15 protein-coding genes, 3 tRNA genes and 1 riboswitch are annotated in these 16,775 nt (G+C 60.4%); of the genes, 4 read left to right on the plus strand and 14 right to left on the minus strand.

Annotated features, from left to right (window positions below; genetic code table 11):
* The first annotated feature begins 154 nt into the window (after positions 1–154).
* The 3 genes from U5A08_RS22740 to U5A08_RS22750 all read left to right on the plus strand — a co-directional run bounded on the left by U5A08_RS22740 (position 155) and on the right by U5A08_RS22750 (position 1,289).
* The gene (locus U5A08_RS22740) at positions 155–382 is read left to right on the plus strand and encodes a hypothetical protein (RefSeq protein ID WP_253398248.1); all 228 of its coding nucleotides are present in this window, start codon (positions 155–157) and stop codon (positions 380–382) included.
* Positions 383–393: 11 nt separating this feature from the next.
* Positions 394–573, plus strand: coding sequence for a PA3371 family protein (locus U5A08_RS22745; RefSeq protein ID WP_321848711.1), 180 nt, complete (start codon positions 394–396; stop codon positions 571–573).
* A 389-nt stretch (positions 574–962) separates the two neighbouring features.
* Positions 963–1,289, plus strand: coding sequence for an Arc family DNA-binding protein (locus U5A08_RS22750; RefSeq protein ID WP_003193592.1), 327 nt, complete (start codon positions 963–965; stop codon positions 1,287–1,289).
* A gap of 102 nt (positions 1,290–1,391) precedes the next feature.
* On the opposite strand, the gene mgtE is transcribed toward U5A08_RS22750, so the two are convergent.
* The 8 genes from mgtE to ltaE all read right to left on the minus strand — a co-directional run bounded on the left by mgtE (position 1,392) and on the right by ltaE (position 9,129).
* Positions 1,392–2,834 carry a magnesium transporter gene (gene mgtE, locus U5A08_RS22755; protein WP_253398259.1) on the minus strand — a complete coding sequence of 481 codons (1,443 nt, stop codon included), beginning with the start codon at positions 2,832–2,834 and terminating at the stop codon, positions 1,392–1,394.
* A 338-nt stretch (positions 2,835–3,172) separates the two neighbouring features.
* A tRNA-Arg gene (locus U5A08_RS22760) sits at positions 3,173–3,249 on the minus strand.
* Between the two features lie 72 nt (positions 3,250–3,321).
* A tRNA-Arg gene (locus tag U5A08_RS22765) sits at positions 3,322–3,398 on the minus strand.
* A 108-nt stretch (positions 3,399–3,506) separates the two neighbouring features.
* Positions 3,507–3,597, minus strand: a tRNA-Ser gene (locus U5A08_RS22770).
* 62 nt (positions 3,598–3,659) lie between these two features.
* The gene (csrA, locus tag U5A08_RS22775; protein ID WP_003175645.1) at positions 3,660–3,848 is read right to left on the minus strand and encodes a carbon storage regulator CsrA; all 189 of its coding nucleotides are present in this window, start codon (positions 3,846–3,848) and stop codon (positions 3,660–3,662) included.
* A 172-nt stretch (positions 3,849–4,020) separates the two neighbouring features.
* Entirely contained in the window at positions 4,021–5,262 is a 1,242-nt protein-coding gene (locus U5A08_RS22780) for an aspartate kinase (protein ID WP_253398261.1), read from the minus strand.
* Between the two features lie 97 nt (positions 5,263–5,359).
* Positions 5,360–7,978 carry an alanine--tRNA ligase gene (gene alaS, locus U5A08_RS22785; RefSeq protein WP_253398263.1) on the minus strand — a complete coding sequence of 873 codons (2,619 nt, stop codon included), beginning with the start codon at positions 7,976–7,978 and terminating at the stop codon, positions 5,360–5,362.
* A 146-nt stretch (positions 7,979–8,124) separates the two neighbouring features.
* Positions 8,125–9,129: a low-specificity L-threonine aldolase gene (gene ltaE / locus U5A08_RS22790; protein WP_321848714.1), complete on the minus strand. Its 1,005-nt coding sequence runs from the start codon at positions 9,127–9,129 to the stop codon at positions 8,125–8,127.
* 192 nt (positions 9,130–9,321) lie between these two features.
* Positions 9,322–9,491, plus strand: a riboswitch (FMN riboswitch).
* A 113-nt stretch (positions 9,492–9,604) separates the two neighbouring features.
* Here ltaE and U5A08_RS22795 point away from each other — a divergent pair.
* On the plus strand, positions 9,605–10,114 hold the full coding sequence (locus tag U5A08_RS22795) for a 6,7-dimethyl-8-ribityllumazine synthase (protein ID WP_017849205.1): 510 nt from the start codon (positions 9,605–9,607) through the stop codon (positions 10,112–10,114).
* A 132-nt stretch (positions 10,115–10,246) separates the two neighbouring features.
* On the opposite strand, the gene astE is transcribed toward U5A08_RS22795, so the two are convergent.
* The 6 genes from astE to aruF form a co-directional block, all read right to left on the minus strand.
* On the minus strand, positions 10,247–11,251 hold the full coding sequence (astE, locus tag U5A08_RS22800) for a succinylglutamate desuccinylase (protein WP_253398266.1): 1,005 nt from the start codon (positions 11,249–11,251) through the stop codon (positions 10,247–10,249).
* A gap of 11 nt (positions 11,252–11,262) precedes the next feature.
* Entirely contained in the window at positions 11,263–11,553 is a 291-nt protein-coding gene (locus U5A08_RS22805) for a topoisomerase II (protein WP_321848716.1), read from the minus strand.
* A gap of 23 nt (positions 11,554–11,576) precedes the next feature.
* Positions 11,577–12,923 (minus strand): N-succinylarginine dihydrolase, encoded by a 1,347-nt coding sequence (astB, locus tag U5A08_RS22810; protein ID WP_247395953.1) that lies wholly within the window; start codon positions 12,921–12,923, stop codon positions 11,577–11,579.
* Positions 12,924–13,071: 148 nt separating this feature from the next.
* Positions 13,072–14,541 carry a succinylglutamate-semialdehyde dehydrogenase gene (gene astD / locus U5A08_RS22815; RefSeq protein ID WP_321852269.1) on the minus strand — a complete coding sequence of 490 codons (1,470 nt, stop codon included), beginning with the start codon at positions 14,539–14,541 and terminating at the stop codon, positions 13,072–13,074.
* Positions 14,538–15,563: an arginine N-succinyltransferase gene (gene astA / locus U5A08_RS22820; protein ID WP_247407690.1), complete on the minus strand. Its 1,026-nt coding sequence runs from the start codon at positions 15,561–15,563 to the stop codon at positions 14,538–14,540. Before astA ends, astD begins: the two co-directional genes overlap by 4 nt.
* A 50-nt stretch (positions 15,564–15,613) precedes the next feature.
* A complete protein-coding gene (gene aruF / locus U5A08_RS22825; RefSeq protein ID WP_253398272.1) occupies positions 15,614–16,633 on the minus strand; it encodes an arginine/ornithine succinyltransferase subunit alpha in 1,020 nt (339 codons plus the stop codon).
* Between the last annotated feature and the right edge of the window lie 142 nt (positions 16,634–16,775).

Raw genomic sequence — 16,775 nt, forward strand, 5'->3', positions numbered from 1 at the left:
ATTACACCAAAATGCCAGCATTGCAAATTGCAACCCGAGCGCTGTTTAGATTAAACTCAAACCATTGATTTTATTGAAATAAAACATTGGCACGGCATCTGCAACACTTCTCCCACAAATCCATTCGGCTGAACCCGCTGCGGAGAAGATGACGATGAACAGCACCCTTCTGTTAGCCCTCAATACCGTAGCCCTGGCCGCACTGGTGATGTTTCATTTTCAGTCGAGCGTCAGCGATGACGTCGCGCAGATCCGCCAGCCCGTGCCGCATCATCTGCAACAACGCCCGCAATTGGCGGTGATGACGGCCAACCCACAATCACCTGTGCGCCTTACCCAAAGCACGCAGACCGCGCCCGCCACTGAACACTGGGTTTTCTGAGGAAGCCTTCCATGTCCAAAATCGCCTGGCTGTTTTTGTGCCTGACCGTCGTAACTGCCGTACTGGGTATGTCATCCTCGTCCCAGGACGCTCACGCCACCACCCTCATCGCCAGCGCCGTGTTCGGCAGCCTCCTGTTGTTGACGCTGATCGTCGGCCGCCGAATCAAATTCGACCCCGTGCTGCGCTGATTCTCCGCGGCCCCTGCACCGACCTTATGTCGCCTCGCGCTAGTAAATCGGCAAATTGCCACTAGTCTTAAAAACAAGGGCAAAAGGCCATATTGCGATACGATATGCGACTCCAACCCTTTAGCAGCAACGGCTTGCGGGATGATGGACTGTGGCGATTGCCCGCAAAAAAGTTTTCCAACCAGCCCGCAAAAATGCAAATCAGTACTGGCATAAAGCCTTTAGGCAGTTCAATATTTGTCACAGAATTGACGCCAAGGAACCGGCAAAATTGAGGCATGATGCGGCCTCTTTGCAATTCAGGTTGAACTTTGGTCGTGAGCCTTGTCTTAACACTCATCTTGCGGCCAATTCCAATAACCGCTCCCCTGAACTAACCGGTTAAATATATGCGCCCATTGAAACAGGCAATTTATTCCAGCCGCACGGCTGACAAGTTCGTCGTACGTCTGCCAGACGGAATGCGGGAACGCATTGCCGAGGTGGCTCGCAATCATCACCGCAGCATGAACTCCGAAATCATCGCGCGCCTTGAGCAGAGCCTCATTCAGGAAGGCGCGTTGGGTGAAGAGTTAAGCATGCGCCTGGACAGCCCTGAGCTGTCACTGCACGAACGCGAACTGCTGCAGCGTTTTCGTCAGCTCTCCCACCGCCAGCAAAATGCCCTCGTTTCGCTTATTGCACATGACGTTGAGGCGGCCGCAGAAGCCAATTGATCTGCCCCTGAAAGCCGAAGCCAGCCACGTGCTGGCTTTTTTTTGCGCGTAATTCGGGAAGGCAATACTGGGCGGGGGCTGGGTTGCCCCCGCCGCGAGGGGTCAGAGCAGGAAGATCGTCGCCAGGCCAAGGAAGATGAAGAAGCCGCCACTGTCGGTCATGGCGGTAATCATCACACTGGCACCCATGGCCGGGTCGCGCCCAAGGCGCGCCAGGGTCATGGGGATCAGCACCCCCATCAGGGCCGCCAACAGCAGGTTAAGCGTCATGGCGGCGGTCATGACCACCCCTAGCGACCAGCTGCCATACAGCAAGTAGGCCACGATCCCGATCACGCCGCCCCACACCACACCATTGATCAGCCCCACCGCCAACTCCTTGCGCATCAGACGCGAGGTGTTGCCGGTATTGACTTGGTCGAGCGCCATGGCGCGCACGATCATGGTAATGGTCTGGTTACCGGAGTTACCGCCGATCCCGGCGACAATGGGCATCAACGCCGCCAGCGCCACCAGCTTCTCGATCGAGCCTTCAAACAGCCCGATCACCCGCGAAGCGATAAACGCGGTGATCAGGTTTACGGCCAACCACGCCCAGCGGTTACGCAGGGAGCGCCAGACCGACGCAAAAATATCTTCCTCTTCACGCAGACCCGCCATGTTGAGGACTTCGGTTTCACTTTCTTCACGGATCAGGTCGACCATTTCATCGATGGTCAGACGACCGATCAGCTTGCCGTTCTTGTCGACCACCGGGGCCGAGATCAAGTCGTAACGCTCGAATGCCTGGGCGGCATCGTAGGCGTCTTCATCCGGATGGAAACTCACCGGATCGTTGGCCATCACGTCCACAACCTTCTTCTCGGGGTCGTTGACCAGCAGGCGTGTGATCGGCAACACGCCCTTGAGAATACCTTCGTAGTCGACCACGAACAATTTGTCGGTATGCCCTGGCAGCTCTTTCAGGCGACGCAGGTAACGCAGTACCACTTCCAGGCTGACGTCTTCGCGGATGGTGACCATCTCGAAGTCCATCAGCGCGCCGACCTGGTCCTCGTCATAGGACAGCGCGGAGCGCACACGCTCACGCTGCTGGCCATCGAGGGTTTCCATCAGCTCATGGACAACATCACGGGGCAGCTCGGGGGCCAGGTCAGCCAGTTCGTCGGCATCCATCTCCCGGGCCGCAGCCAGGAGCTCGTGATCATCCATGTCGGCGATCAGGGTTTCACGGACGGAGTCGGATACTTCGAGCAGGATGTCGCCGTCGCGGTCGGCCTTGACCAACTGCCAGAGGGTCAGTCGATCATCCAGCGGCAAGGCCTCAAGGATATAAGCGACGTCGGCGGAGTGCAGGTCATCGAGCTTGCGTTGCAACTCGACGAGGTTTTGCCGATGAACCAGGTTTTCGACGCGGTCGTGGTTCGGACCTTCCTGGCGGTGCGTGAGGTCTTCGACCAAGCGCTGGCGCTGCAACAGCTCGATAACTTGAGCCAGACGATCCTGCAGGCTTTCTTGTGTTTTCTTTACTTCTACTTCGGTCATAGGCGAACTCCACTCCCAGCAGCGGGGCACGCCGGAAGGATCAATCAGTCAATTCATGATTGGTAAAACGGGGTACTGAGTAACTACTGGGTAAGTCCATGGAGGTATTCCACAAGCCCCGGCGGGGCTGACGGGCGCAATGATACACCGCCCGCCGCTTTTAACGTCAAAAAACTGGTAAGAACAAGCGCTTGCGAGCCAAAGCTGAGGACTGGCCGCATCTATGAACTGCGACGCCGCCACGCGAAAGGAAAACACATGAGGTGGGAGAAAAAGGCTAAATCCTACAAAACCCCCAGACGGCAAAAAGCCCGCACTCGGCGGGCTTTTTGTTTGTATGGTGCACTCGACAGGATTCGAACCTGTGACCGCTCGGTTCGTAGCCGAGTACTCTATCCAGCTGAGCTACGAGTGCAGATTGTGTTTTTAGACCAGATCACAACTGGTTGTAACAAAATCACCTGCATTACTACAACTGACTCTTAAATGGTGCACTCGACAGGATTCGAACCTGTGACCGCTCGGTTCGTAGCCGAGTACTCTATCCAGCTGAGCTACGAGTGCATTTGTTGCCGCGCATTATAGGCCGTTCAATCTCTATGTAAAGCGATTTTTTCGAGTAATTTCAACAACTTACCGATAAATCCAGATTGCAACGTACTAAGCAAATAATGGCGGAGAACGGGGGATTCGAACCCCCGACACCCTTTTGAGGTGTACTCCCTTAGCAGGGGAGCGCCTTCGGCCACTCGGCCAGCTCTCCGCAACACGGGGCGTATATTAACCACGTTCTTCCCCGTTTGCAAACATAAAAAACGATAAAAATTAAAGGCTTGGTTCTTCGTCCTTCTCTTTCTTGATCCGCAGATAGATTTCCTCGCGATGGACCGCTACCTCTTTCGGAGCGTTAACCCCAATACGCACTTGATTGCCTTTGACGCCGAGCACGGTCACGGTGATTTCGCCATCACCAATAATCAGGCTTTCTGCGCAACGACGGGTCAGAATCAACATACCTTTCACCTCACGCACTTCAGTTCAGGAACAACAGTCTGCAAAAAAAGGCCTTCGACCTACGGCTCAACGGCCATAGCCCTACCGGCTAAGTATTGTCGAGCCCGTGCAAAACACACGCGCCCTACAAAAAAATGAAAGGCGCGGTAAACCGCGCCTTCCTGGCATTGCGTCACTCGCCCTGTCGGGCCGGAGCGTCCAGCTCAAAAGCGGTATGCAGCGCGCGTACAGCCAGTTCCAGGTACTTCTCTTCGATCACCACCGAGACTTTGATTTCCGACGTGGAGATCATCTGGATGTTGATGCTTTCCTTGGCCAGGGCCTCGAACATGCGGCTGGCAACGCCAGCATGGGAACGCATGCCCACGCCCACGATCGACACCTTGGCAATCTTGGTATCGCCGACCACTTCACGCGCGCCAATCCCGCTCGCGGTGTTCTGCAGGATACGCTCGGCCGCTTCGTACTCATTGCGATGAACGGTGAAGGTGAAATCGGTGGTGTTATCGTGCGAAACGTTCTGCACGATCATGTCGACTTCAATGTTCGCGCCGCTGATCGGGCCGAGGATCTTGAACGCAACGCCCGGGGTGTCTGGCACGCCACGGATCGTCAGCTTGGCTTCATCGCGGTTGAAAGCGATGCCGGAAATGATCGGCTGTTCCATGGATTCCTCTTCATCAATAGTAATGAGGGTGCCCGGACCCTCCTTGAAGCTGTGCAATACGCGCAGCGGAACGTTGTACTTGCCGGCGAATTCCACCGCACGGATCTGCAACACCTTGGAACCGAGGCTGGCCATTTCCAGCATCTCTTCGAAGGTAATCTTGTCCAGGCGCTGGGCCACGGACACCACGCGCGGATCAGTGGTGTAGACGCCGTCCACATCGGTATAGATCTGGCATTCGTCAGCCTTGAGCGCGGCCGCCAGGGCCACACCGGTGGTATCCGAACCGCCACGCCCGAGGGTGGTGATATTGCCGTGCTCGTCAACGCCCTGGAAACCGGCGACAACTACCACACGACCAGCCTTCAGATCAGCGCGAATCTTCTGATCATCGATCTGCAGGATACGCGCCTTGGTGTGTGCGCTGTCGGTGAGGATACGCACCTGACTGCCAGTGTAGGACACCGCCGGCACACCGCGCTTGTTCAGCGCCATGGCCAGCAGGCCAATGGTCACCTGCTCACCGGTGGACACGATCACATCCAGCTCACGCGCCAGCGGTTGTTGATCGCCGCTGATGGCCTTGGCCAGTTCGATCAGGCGATTGGTCTCGCCGCTCATGGCCGACAGCACCACCACCAGGTCATCGCCGGCGTCGCGGAATTTCTTAACCTTGTCGGCGACCTGCTCGATTCTTTCGACAGAGCCGACCGAGGTGCCTCCAAATTTCTGTACGATCAAAGCCATTTCTAAGCCGCCTCAGCCCGTAAAGGGGCGCCCAATAAACCAATCTTCCAGCAACCGAGCGAGCCCGTGACTAGACCACGGGCTCATTCACAGCGCCTTAAATGCCTGCCTCGACAAACGGCACGGTCAAGGCCAGGGCCGCGTCCAGGGCACCGGCATCAACACCACCGCCTTGTGCCATGTCCGGACGACCACCGCCCTTCCCGCCCACTGCCGCAGCGGCTTGCTTCATCAAATCACCGGCCTTGAGTTGGCCAGTCAGGTCTTTGGTTACACCGGCAACCAGAACGACCTTATCCTCATGGACACTGCCGAGCAGGATCACTGCGCGGCCGAGCTTGTTCTTCAACTGATCGACCAAGGCCAACAACGCCTTGCCGTCCTGGCCGTCCAGACGCACCGCCAGGACTTTCACGCCCTTGACGTCCTGCGCAGAAGCCGACAGGTCGTCGCCTGCCGCGCTGGCCGCCTTGGCTTGCAACTGTTCCAGCTGTTTCTCCAGCGCACGGTTGCGCTCCAGCACGGCGGACAGTTTGTCGATCAGATTGTCACGGCTACCCTTGACCAGGCTGGCCGCTTCCTTGAGTTGTTCTTCGCCCGCATTGAGGTAGGCCAGGGCCGCAGCGCCGGTCACCGCCTCAATACGACGCACACCGGACGCCACACCGCCTTCGCTGATGATTTTCAGCAGGCCGATGTCGCCGGTACGATTGGCGTGGATACCGCCGCACAGCTCCACCGAGAAGTTGCCGCCCATGCTCAGGACGCGCACGTTGTCGCCGTACTTCTCGCCGAACAGCGCCATGGCGCCTTTGGCCTTGGCGGTCTCGATGTCGGTTTCCTCGGTTTCCACCGCGGTGTTCTTACGCACTTGGGCGTTGACGATGTCTTCCAGGGCCTTGATCTGCGCAGGCTTGATCGCTTCAAAGTGGCTGAAGTCGAAACGCAGGCGCTGGCTGTCAACCAACGACCCCTTCTGCTGGACGTGCTCGCCCAACACCTGGCGCAGTGCCGCGTGCAGCAAGTGGGTGGCCGAGTGGTTCAGCGCAGTGGCGTGGCGCACGTCGGCGTCCACCTGGGCGTCCACCGGCGAACCGACGGTCAGGCTGCCCGACGCCAGCACGCCGTGGTGCAGGAACGCACCGCCGGTCTTGGTGGTATCGCGCACATCGAAACGACCGGAAGAGGCCTTGAGGAAACCGCAGTCGCCAATCTGCCCACCGGATTCGGCGTAGAACGGCGTCTGGTCCAGAACCACCACGCCGTCATCGCCTTCACTCAGGACGTCGACCGACTGGCCGTCTTTATACAGGGCGATCACTTTGGCCGAACCGTGGGTGGCCTTGTAGCCAGTGAACTCGGTGGCCACGTCGACCTTGACCAGGCTGTTGTAGTCCATGCCGAAGGAGCTGGCGGAACGTGCGCGTACACGCTGGGCTTCCATCTCGCGCTCGAAACCTTCCTCGTCGAGGGTCAGGTTGCGCTCACGAGCGATGTCGCCGGTCAGGTCCATCGGGAAACCGTAGGTATCGTAGAGTTTGAACACCACGTCGCCCGGCACCACGCTGCCCTGCAGGCCGGCGAGGTCTTGCTCGAGGATCTTCAGGCCCTGTTCCAGGGTCTTGGCGAACTGCTCTTCTTCAGCCTTGAGCACGCGCTCGATGTGCGCCTGGTTCTGGGTGAGTTCCGGGAAGGCTGCGCCCATCTCGGCGACCAGCGCCGCGACGATCTGGTAGAAGAAGCTGCCGTTGGCGCCCAGCTTGTTACCGTGACGGCAGGCGCGACGGATGATACGACGCAGCACGTAGCCACGGCCTTCATTCGACGGCAGCACGCCGTCGGCAATCAGGAAACCGCAGGAACGGATGTGGTCAGCCACCACTTTGAGCGATGCCTGGTCTTCATTGGCGCAACCGATGGCCTTGGCCGCAGCGGCCAGCAGGCTCTGGAACAGGTCGATCTCGTAGTTGGAGTGAACGTGCTGCATCACCGCACTGATCCGCTCCAGGCCCATGCCGGTATCCACCGACGGTGCCGGCAGCGGATGCAGCACGCCATCGGCGGTGCGGTTGAACTGCATGAACACGTTGTTCCAGATCTCGATGTAACGGTCGCCGTCTTCTTCCGGCGAACCCGGTGGGCCGCCCCAGATATCGGCGCCGTGATCGTAGAAAATCTCGGTGCAAGGGCCGCACGGGCCGGTATCGCCCATGGTCCAGAAGTTGTCGGAGGCGTAAGGCGCGCCCTTGTTGTCGCCGATACGCACCATGCGCTCAGGCGGCACGCCGACTTGCTGGGTCCAGATGTCGTAGGCTTCGTCATCGCTGGCGTAGACGGTGACCCAGAGCTTTTCCTTCGGCAGTTTCAGCACGCCAGTGAGGAAGGTCCAGGCGAAGTTGATCGCGTCTTGCTTGAAATAGTCGCCAAAGCTGAAGTTGCCGAGCATTTCGAAAAACGTGTGGTGACGGGCGGTGTAGCCGACGTTTTCCAGGTCGTTGTGCTTGCCACCGGCGCGCACGCATTTCTGGCTGCTGACCGCGCGGGTGTAGGCGCGCTTTTCCTGGCCCAGGAAGCAGTCCTTGAACTGGTTCATCCCCGCGTTGGTGAACAGCAGGGTGGGGTCATTGCCTGGGATCAAGGAGCTGGAGGCGACACGGGTGTGGCCTTGCTCTTCGAAGAAGCGAAGGAAGGCTTCACGGATTTCTGCGCTTTTCATTAGGTTCTTCCACGGAGTCTGAGGCCAAAGGCCAGTGCGCAACATCATCAGACGGAGCGACGGCAAAGGGCCGCATTATATCGGCCCTTTGCCGGTGGTACAGCGTGTTTATGTGATAGAAACAGTCAATTAGACAGTCTGCACGGTCATTTCCGAGAAAACTCGACGAATGCCTGCACCACTTGCTCGATCTGCGCCCGGCTCACGTCCAGGTGCGTGACCATGCGCAGACGCGGCGCGGCGCTCAACTTGATGCCGCGCTCGGCGGCAAATACCTTCAAGGCCTGCGCCCGGTCGCCGAGCGGCACATAGACCATGTTGGTCTGCACCGGCTCCACCGTATACCCAGCCTTGCGCAGTTCATCCCCCAGCCATTGGGCGCTGGCGTGGTCGTCGGCCAGACGCTGCACCTGATGATCCAGGGCATACAGCCCCGCCGCCGCCAGGGAACCGGCCTGACGCATGCCGCCGCCGACCATCTTGCGCAGGCGCCGCGCCTTGGCGATCAACGCCGTGGAACCGCACAACACCGAGCCAATTGGCGCGCCCAGGCCCTTGGACAGGCACACCGACACCGAATCGAAATGCCGGGCAATCTCCCGCGCATCCACGTCGAGCTTGACCGCCGCGTTGTAGAGCCGCGCGCCGTCCAGATGCAGGGCCAGGCCATGCTCACGGGTGAACGCACGCGCCCTGGCCAGGTATTCCAGCGGCAACACCTTGCCCTGCATGGTGTTCTCCAACGCCAGCAGGCGGGTGCGGGCGAAGTGGAAATCATCGGGTTTGATCGCTTCGAGCACCTGATCCAGGTCCAGGGAACCGTCCGCCTGCACCTCCAACGGTTGCGGCTGGATCGAACCCAGCACGGCCGCGCCACCGCCTTCGTACTTATAAGTGTGGGCCTGCTGACCGACGATGTATTCCTCACCACGCTCACAGTGGGCCATCAACGCCAGCAGGTTGCTCATGGTGCCGGTGGGCACGAACAACGCCGCGGCGAACCCCAGGCGCTTGGCCAGTTCGGCCTCCAGGCGGTTGACGCTGGGGTCTTCGCCATACACGTCATCGCCGCTGACGGCGCTGGCCATCGCATCGCGCATGCCGGGGGTGGGTTGGGTCACGGTGTCACTGCGCAGGTCTATCACGGTCATTACACTGGCCTCTGACGGGTTGGGCGTTTTTTTTCGTACTGACGATTACTGCGGGTAAAGCCACGGAATATCAAGCCCTATGCTGCGTCAATCGAATATCGATCAAACAAACCGATATAGGTTATCGATACGGCAATCGTGCAGTTTCTGAAAAACCATGTTAAAAACTCTGCGCCGCCAGGGTTCTGGCGGCAACGTTCTCAGGGCGGGGTGCAATTCCCCACCGGCGGTAATTGCGCGCAATGCGCATAGCCCGCGAGCGCTTGGCGCCTCGAACTGCTCCGGCAGGACGGCGACAAGGTCAGCAGACCCGGTGTGATCCCGGGGCCGACGGTCATAGTCCGGATGAAGAGAGAACGGGATTGGCGCCAAAGGGCCGCGCGCTGAGTTCATGCTTGCATGACCCAGCTGTTCGTACCCTTAAATCCCATTCGATCCATAACGCCCTGTTTTTTTCTTAAACAGGAGTCAGAACATGCAACCCACCGCAATCGATAGCAAAAGCAAAAACCACCACGGCGAGCGCGTCGCGTTTATCCAGGCCTGCTGGCACAAGGATATTGTCGACCAATCGCGCAAAGGCTTCCTCAGCGAAATGATCGCCCTGGGTTACCAGGAATCGGACATCGATTTCTTCGAAGTCGGTGGCGCCTTTGAAATGCCCCTGCACGCCAAGCTGCTGGCCAAGACCGGCCGTTACGCCGGCATCGTTGCCGCGGCCCTGGTGGTGGACGGCGGCATCTACCGTCACGAGTTCGTGGCCCAATCGGTGGTCAGCGGCCTGATGCAGGTTCAGTTGGAAACCGAAGTGCCGGTGTTCTCGGTGTCCCTGACCCCGCACCACTTCCACGCGGGCAGCGAGCACCATGCGTTTTTCCATGATCATTTCGTACACAAGGGCCAGGAAGCGGCACGCACCTGCGCCGACACCTTGCACAAGGTGCGGGCGATCCGCCGCAGCGAGCCGCGTGCGGTAGCAGTTTAAGCAACACCGCAAAACAAAATGTGGGAGGGGGCTTGCCCCCGATTGCGGTGTAACAGTCAGAAAATTTTTAACTGACAGACCGCTATCGGGGGCAAGCCCCCTCCCACATTTGGATCCGGTTAAGGTTGAGATCTACGCCAACCCGGCGTCCGTGGTCGGCACGATCAATATCCCTGCGCGCAAGCCATTCTTCACCTTCGGGTTCGGGAAGATGATGCGTGCGCCCTCCTCTTCGATCACCCAGCGGGTCTTGGCGACGTCTTCGGCGAGCAGATAGCCCTGGGCCAACGGCGAAAAGTTTTCCACGTCCGCCGGCAGGTGCAACAGGAATGCATCGCTGTGCTTGATGACTTCGCGGGACACGGCAAACAGCTGCAGGCCATCCAGGCTGCCGGTGTCCGGCTCGGTGCCTTCGATGATCTGCGTCAGCCGGGTTTCCAGGCGCGACACGTCCACGCCCTGGTTCTGCCCGAACGGCCGTGCCTTGCCCAATTCCAGGGTGAAGGCCTCGGCGTCCAGTTGCTCATAAGTAAAGGCGGAGAAGGTGATCGAGGTTTTGTTCTGCAGCAGCACCGCCTGCATACCGGCGGCGCGCAAGCGCGCCAGTTCGTGGCGTGAATGCTGACGCCCGTCCTTCCACGGGTAGAGCGCAAACTGCTCGACCTTCGAGCCGCGAATGGCGGTGTGCAGGTCGTAATGCAGGCGCGCACGGCCAGGCAGGCTGAAGAAGCTGCGAGCCAATTGTTCCAGCTCGGCGGCGCGCATGGCTTCAGGGCCGATGTTTTTTTCGTGACGGCCGTTGAACAGCCGGTTGACGTCCAGTTCGAGGAAACGCTCGCCGCGGCGCATGGCCTCGGGGTTGCCGAACAGGAACAGAATACGGGTGCGGGGTTTGATCTCCCCACGGGCGATGCCATGCAACAGGCGGTCGAGCAGTTCGATCGGCGCGGTTTCGTTGCCATGGATGCCGGACGACAGCAGCACGTCGCTGCCGTTGTCCCGCGCTTGCGGCGGGCGCACTTCAAGCGCGCCTTCGCTGAGCCAGCGCATCTGCACGCCGTCGACAGTCAGTTGAATTTTTTGCGCCGGTTCACGACCGGCGAGCGTCAGTTCAAGGAGTTTGCCGAGGGCGAGCATAAGCAGCTTCCTTAGTGGTTGCAGCCTGGGCCGTGGACGTGATCGTCGTCATCAGCCTCAACGTCGGCCGGTTCCATTTCCAGTTGCAGGCTCATCAGGTTGGTGGCCAGTGGGCGCATCAGCAGGTTGGCGTACTCGGCGTCGCCTTCTTCCACATCCACACCGATCAGCAGTTGGCCACGGCCGTCGTGCTGAATCCAGACTTCCTTGCCCTGCCAGATCACGGCAACGCGGGTGCAGGAGGTTTCCAGTTGGGTGCCGTCGGTGTCTTCAAGGATCAGTTGCAGGGTATCGGTGCTCATAAATAGCTCTCAGCCGTGTGGCGTTAATTGATCTGGAAAGGATATACCGCGCCCAGTTTAAGGATTTGCGTCAGTTCATCCAATGCCGTCCGGCACTCAACCAGCAATTGCGGGTCAGCCAGATCGCTTTCGCGCAGGCTGTCGCGGTAGTGCTTGTCGACCCACTGGGTCAGCGTCTCATACAACGGCGCGGTCATGATAACCCCAGGGTTCACCGCCGCCAGCTCGGTTTCGTTCAACGCCACGCGCAAACGCAGGCACGCCGGGCCGCCGCCGTTCTGCATGCTTTGCTTGAGGTCGAAGACCTTGACCTCGCGGATCAAACCACCAGCAGCGGTGAGGCCCTGCAGATACTGCCAGACGCGCGTATTGGCGCGGCACTCTTCCGGCACGATCAGCAGCATCGAGCCGTCGGCGCGGGTCAGCAATTGGCTGTTGAACAGGTAGGAACGCACGGCGTCTTCGACGCTGACCTGGGCACGCGGCACACACACCGACTGGAAGTTACCGCCCAGCTTGCCCAACTTGGCCTGCAGCTCGCCAAGCATCTGCTCGGTGTTGAGGAACGCGTCCTCGTGATAGAACAGCACTTCGCCATTGCCCACCGCGATCACGTCGTTATGGAACACGCCGGCATCGATCACCGCCGGGTTCTGCTGGGCGAAGACCACGCCGTCATCATTCAGGCCGTGCAGGCGGGCGACGGCTTGGGACGCTTCGAGGGTCTGGCGCGCCGGGTACTTCTGCGGCGCCGGGTAACGGGTGTCGAACGCGCTGCGGCCGAACACGAAAAACTCGACGCCCGCCTCGCCATAGTCACGGCAGAAACGTGTGTGGTTGGCCGCGCCTTCGTCGCCGAACTGCGCCACCGCCGGCAACGCGGCGTGGTGGGCGAAGTGTTTCGCATCGGCAAACATCGCCCCCAGCACGCGGCTGGTGGTCGGGTGTTCGATGCTGCGGTGGTATTTGCAGTTGAGGTTGGCGGCGGTGAAATGCACGCGGCCATCTGCCGTGTCGGCGCTCGGGCTGACGGTGGCGGCGTTGGCCACCCACATGCTCGACGCGGAGCAACTGGCGACCAGCAGCGGCATGGCCTGCTTGGCCGCTTGCTGGATGACCTGGGCATCGCTGCCGCTGAAGCCGAGGTTGCGCAAGGTGGCTACGTCCGGACGTTCCTGCGGTGCGAGCACGCCTTGCACAAAGCCCATGTCCATCAGCGCTTTCATTTTTTGCAAGCCCTGCAACGCCGCTTCCTTCGGGTTGGACGCCTGCTGGCTGTTGCTCTGGGACGCGACGTTGCCGTAGGACAAACCGCCGTAGTTATGGGTCGGCCCCACTAGACCGTCAAAATTGACTTCATAGGATTTCATCGGCGAGGCTCCACGAACATCTGTTTTTATAGGCAATCTTCAACACCACGGGTCAAATGTGGGAGGGGGCTTGCCCCCGATAGCGGTGGATCAGTCACCTGATTCATCAACTGGCAGACTGCTATCGGGGGCAAGCCCCCTCCCACATTTAGGCCAGCGTTACACCTGGGGTCAATGTGGCTGGCAGCACCAGGCTCGGGGTCTCCAGCGACGCCACCGGGTACGCACAATAATCCGCCGCGTAATAGGCGCTGGCGCGATGGTTGCCCGATGCCCCGACACCGCCGAACGGCGCGGTACTGGCGGCGCCGGTCAATTGCTTGTTCCAGTTGACGATCCCGGCGCGGCTTTCCAGCCAGAACTGCTGGTAACGCGCTTCGGAGTCCGACAACAAACCGGCGGCCAGGCCGTACTGGGTGTTGTTGGCTTCGGCAATCGCCGCTGCGAAATCAGCGTAGCGGATCACCTGCAACAGCGGGCCGAACAGCTCTTCGTCGGCACGTTCGCTCACCTCGGTGACGTCAATGATGCCCGGCGTCAGCAACGCAGCCTGATCCTGCGGTTGGGTCATTTCCAGCAGCGCCACGGCGCCGTTGGCCAACAGCAATTCCTGGGCATCCATCAAGGCTTTCGCCGCCGCCAGGGAAATCACCGAGCCCATGAACGGCGCCGGTTGTTGGTCGAACGCACCGACGGCAATCGTCGCGCTGACCGCCACCAGCCGCGCCAGCAACGCATCGCCCCAGGCGCCTTCGGGCACCAGCAAGCGACGGGCACAGGTGCAGCGCTGGCCGGCCGAGATAAACGCCGATTGGATGATGGTGTACACCGCCGCATCCACGTCGGCCACTTCATCCACCACCAGCGGGTTGTTGCCGCCCATTTCCAGGGCGAGGATCTTGTCCGGACGCCCGGAGAACTGCTGGTGCAGGTGGTTGCCAGTGCGGCTGGAGCCGGTGAAGAACAACCCGTCGATACCCGGGTTGGCCGCCAGGGCGATCCCGGTTTCCCGCGCACCTTGCAGCAGGTTCAACACGCCTGCGGGCAGGCCCGCTTCGATCCAGCATTGCACGGTCAACTCGGCGACTTTCGGGGTCAGCTCGCTCGGCTTGAACAACACGGTATTGCCCGCCAACAACGCCGGGACGATATGGCCGTTAGGCAGGTGGCCGGGAAAGTTGTAAGGGCCAAACACCGCCACCACGCCGTGGGGCTTGTGACGCAACACAGCGGTGGCGTCGCCCAGCGGGCCGCTCTTCTCGCCGGTACGCTCGCGGTAGCTTTGCACCGAGATCGCGATCTTGTTGGCCATGCTGGTGACTTCGGTGGCCGATTCCCACAGTGGCTTGCCGGTTTCTTCACCGATGCAGCGGGCGATTTCATCGGCGCGTTTTTTCAAGGCAGTGGCGAAGGCTTCGAGCACGGCGATGCGCTCTTCCAGCGAACGCCGGGCCCACGCCGGAAACGCCTGGCGCGCGGCCTGCACGGCGGATTCGACCTGCTCGGCGCTGGCGCCATTACCGGCCCACAGCACGTGCTGGGTCACCGGGTTGCGCGACTCGAACAGTTCACCCTGGCCAGCCAGCCAGCTACCTGCGATATACAGCGAATTCATTATTTCGACTCCCGAGCAGCAGACAACGGTACGGCACGCACTTGATCGCCCACCACCAGTTGCAGGCGTTTGGCGGTCAACGGATCGACCACCAGCGTGCCTGCCGCCAGGCGGGCCGGTGCGGCGGTGATGCGGCACTCTTCGCGCTTGCGGTTATGGATCAGGAACGGCGTGGCGTCGTCCCCCGGCGTGCCGATGGCGAGTACCAGCGACTGGCTGTCGCGCACCGCACGAATCTTGCTGGTCTCACATTCCACCGCCGGGCCGGCGTCGAAAATGTCGACATAGCCCTGGTAGCTGAACCCTTCGCTCTTGAGCATGCTCAACGCCGGCTCGGTGTCCGGATGGACCTTGCCGATCACGTTGCGCGCATCCTCGGACAGGAAGCAGCTGTACAGCGGAAATTTCGGCATCAGCTCGGCGATAAAGGCTTTGTTGCCCACGCCGGTGAGGTAGTCGGCCTGGCTGAATTCCATCTTGAAGAAGTGTCGGCCCAGGCTTTCCCAGAACGGCGAACGCCCGGCTTCGTTGGACACACCGCGCATCTCGGCGATGATCTTGTTGCCGAACAACTGCGGAAACTCCGCGATAAACAGCAAGCGCGCCTTGGCCAGCATGCGGCCGTTGAGGCCGTTGCGGTAATCGGCGTGCAGGAACAACGAGCACAGTTCGGAGTTGCCGGTGAGGTCGTTGGCCAGGAACAGCGTCGGGATCTCGCGGTAGATATTCAGCTCCTGGGAGGCGCTGACAGTCAGGCCGACCCGGAAGTTGTACCAGGGCTCGCGCAGACCGACGGCACCAGCGATGGCGGAAATGCCCACCACTTGGCCTTCGTCGTTTTCCAGCACGAACAGGTAGTCGGCATCCCCGCGCCCGGCTTCGCCGCGGAAGGTTTTTTCCGCCCAGCCAACCCGGTGGGCCAGGCGTTCTTCGTTGGCTGGCAAGGTGGTCAGGCCGGTGCCGGTGCTGCGCGCCAGATCAATCAGGGCCGGTAAATCGCTGCTGCGTACGGGACGAACGATCATGCTATCTCCTCAGACGGGCCGCCCGTTCAGGCCACCCGCAAAACTCTGCTTTAAACCGCAACCAAACGCACGCTGGCGCCTTCACCGACGCCCAGGGCTTCGGCCGCTTCCAGGTCCAGGATCACCGGTTTACCGGGCGCGTAGTCCAGTTCCAGCATCACCGCGCGGTAATCCTGCAACTGCGCGTTACTCACCAGGTACTGGCGACCGACACCCTTGACCCGCTCGCCGATCTTCACTGGCACCACGCGGCTTTGGGCGATCGAACGAATGCCCGAAATACGCGCGTGCAGCGTCGGGCCGCCGTCGAAGATGTCGATGTAGTGATCGGTCTCGAAGCCTTCGCGCATGAGGATGTCGAAGGTGATCTGCGCACGCGGATGCACCTGGCCCATCGCTTCCTGGGCTTCATCCGGCAGCAGTGGCACATAGATCGGGTAGTGCGGCATCAGCTCGGCGAGGAACGTGCGGCTTTTCAGCCCGCACAGGCGCTCGGCGGCGGCGTAGTTGAGGTCGAAAAAGTTGCGCCCGATGGCGTCCCAGAACGGCGAATCACCGTGCTCGTCGCTGTAGCCGACAATCTCGGTCACCACCGAGTCGGCAAAGCGCTCGGGGTGGCTGGCGACGAACAACAGGCGGCCACGGGAGTTGAGTTCCGACCACGGCGAACCAACCAGCTCCGGCACCACGTAGAAGCTGGTGAGCAGGCTGTTGCCGGTGAGGTCGTGGCACTGGGAAAGCACGTGGATCTTGTTGTGGATCTTCAACTCGCGGGAGGCGTGGACGAAGGTCTCGTTACGGAAGCTGTAGAACGGTTCCGAGTAGCCGGCCGAGGCGACGATGGCCGAGCAGCCTGCGAGCTTGCCGGTCTCGGTGTCTTCGAGCACGAAGAAATAGCTTTCTTCACCGTTGAAACTGACCTCGGCGGCGAAGGACGCTTCGCTCGCGGCGATCTTGTCGCTCAGGCGTTCCACATCATCCGGCAAGGAGGTGACACCAATCGGGCTGTCCGCAGCCAGACGCTGTACCTCGCCCAGATCAGCCATTTGCGCGGGGCGCATCACCAGCATGGTGTCACTCCTTAACTCGAAAAACTCATAGGAAAAAGTACCGGACGGGTCAGGAACAACACATATCCAATGTGGGAGGGGCGGTGCGACGATTCGACTTGCCCCCGATAGCGGTGTATCAGTCACCAGATGCATCAACTGA

The sequence above is a fragment of the Pseudomonas paraveronii genome, assembly GCF_963681955.1.
GTDB lineage: Bacteria > Pseudomonadota > Gammaproteobacteria > Pseudomonadales > Pseudomonadaceae > Aquipseudomonas > Aquipseudomonas paraveronii.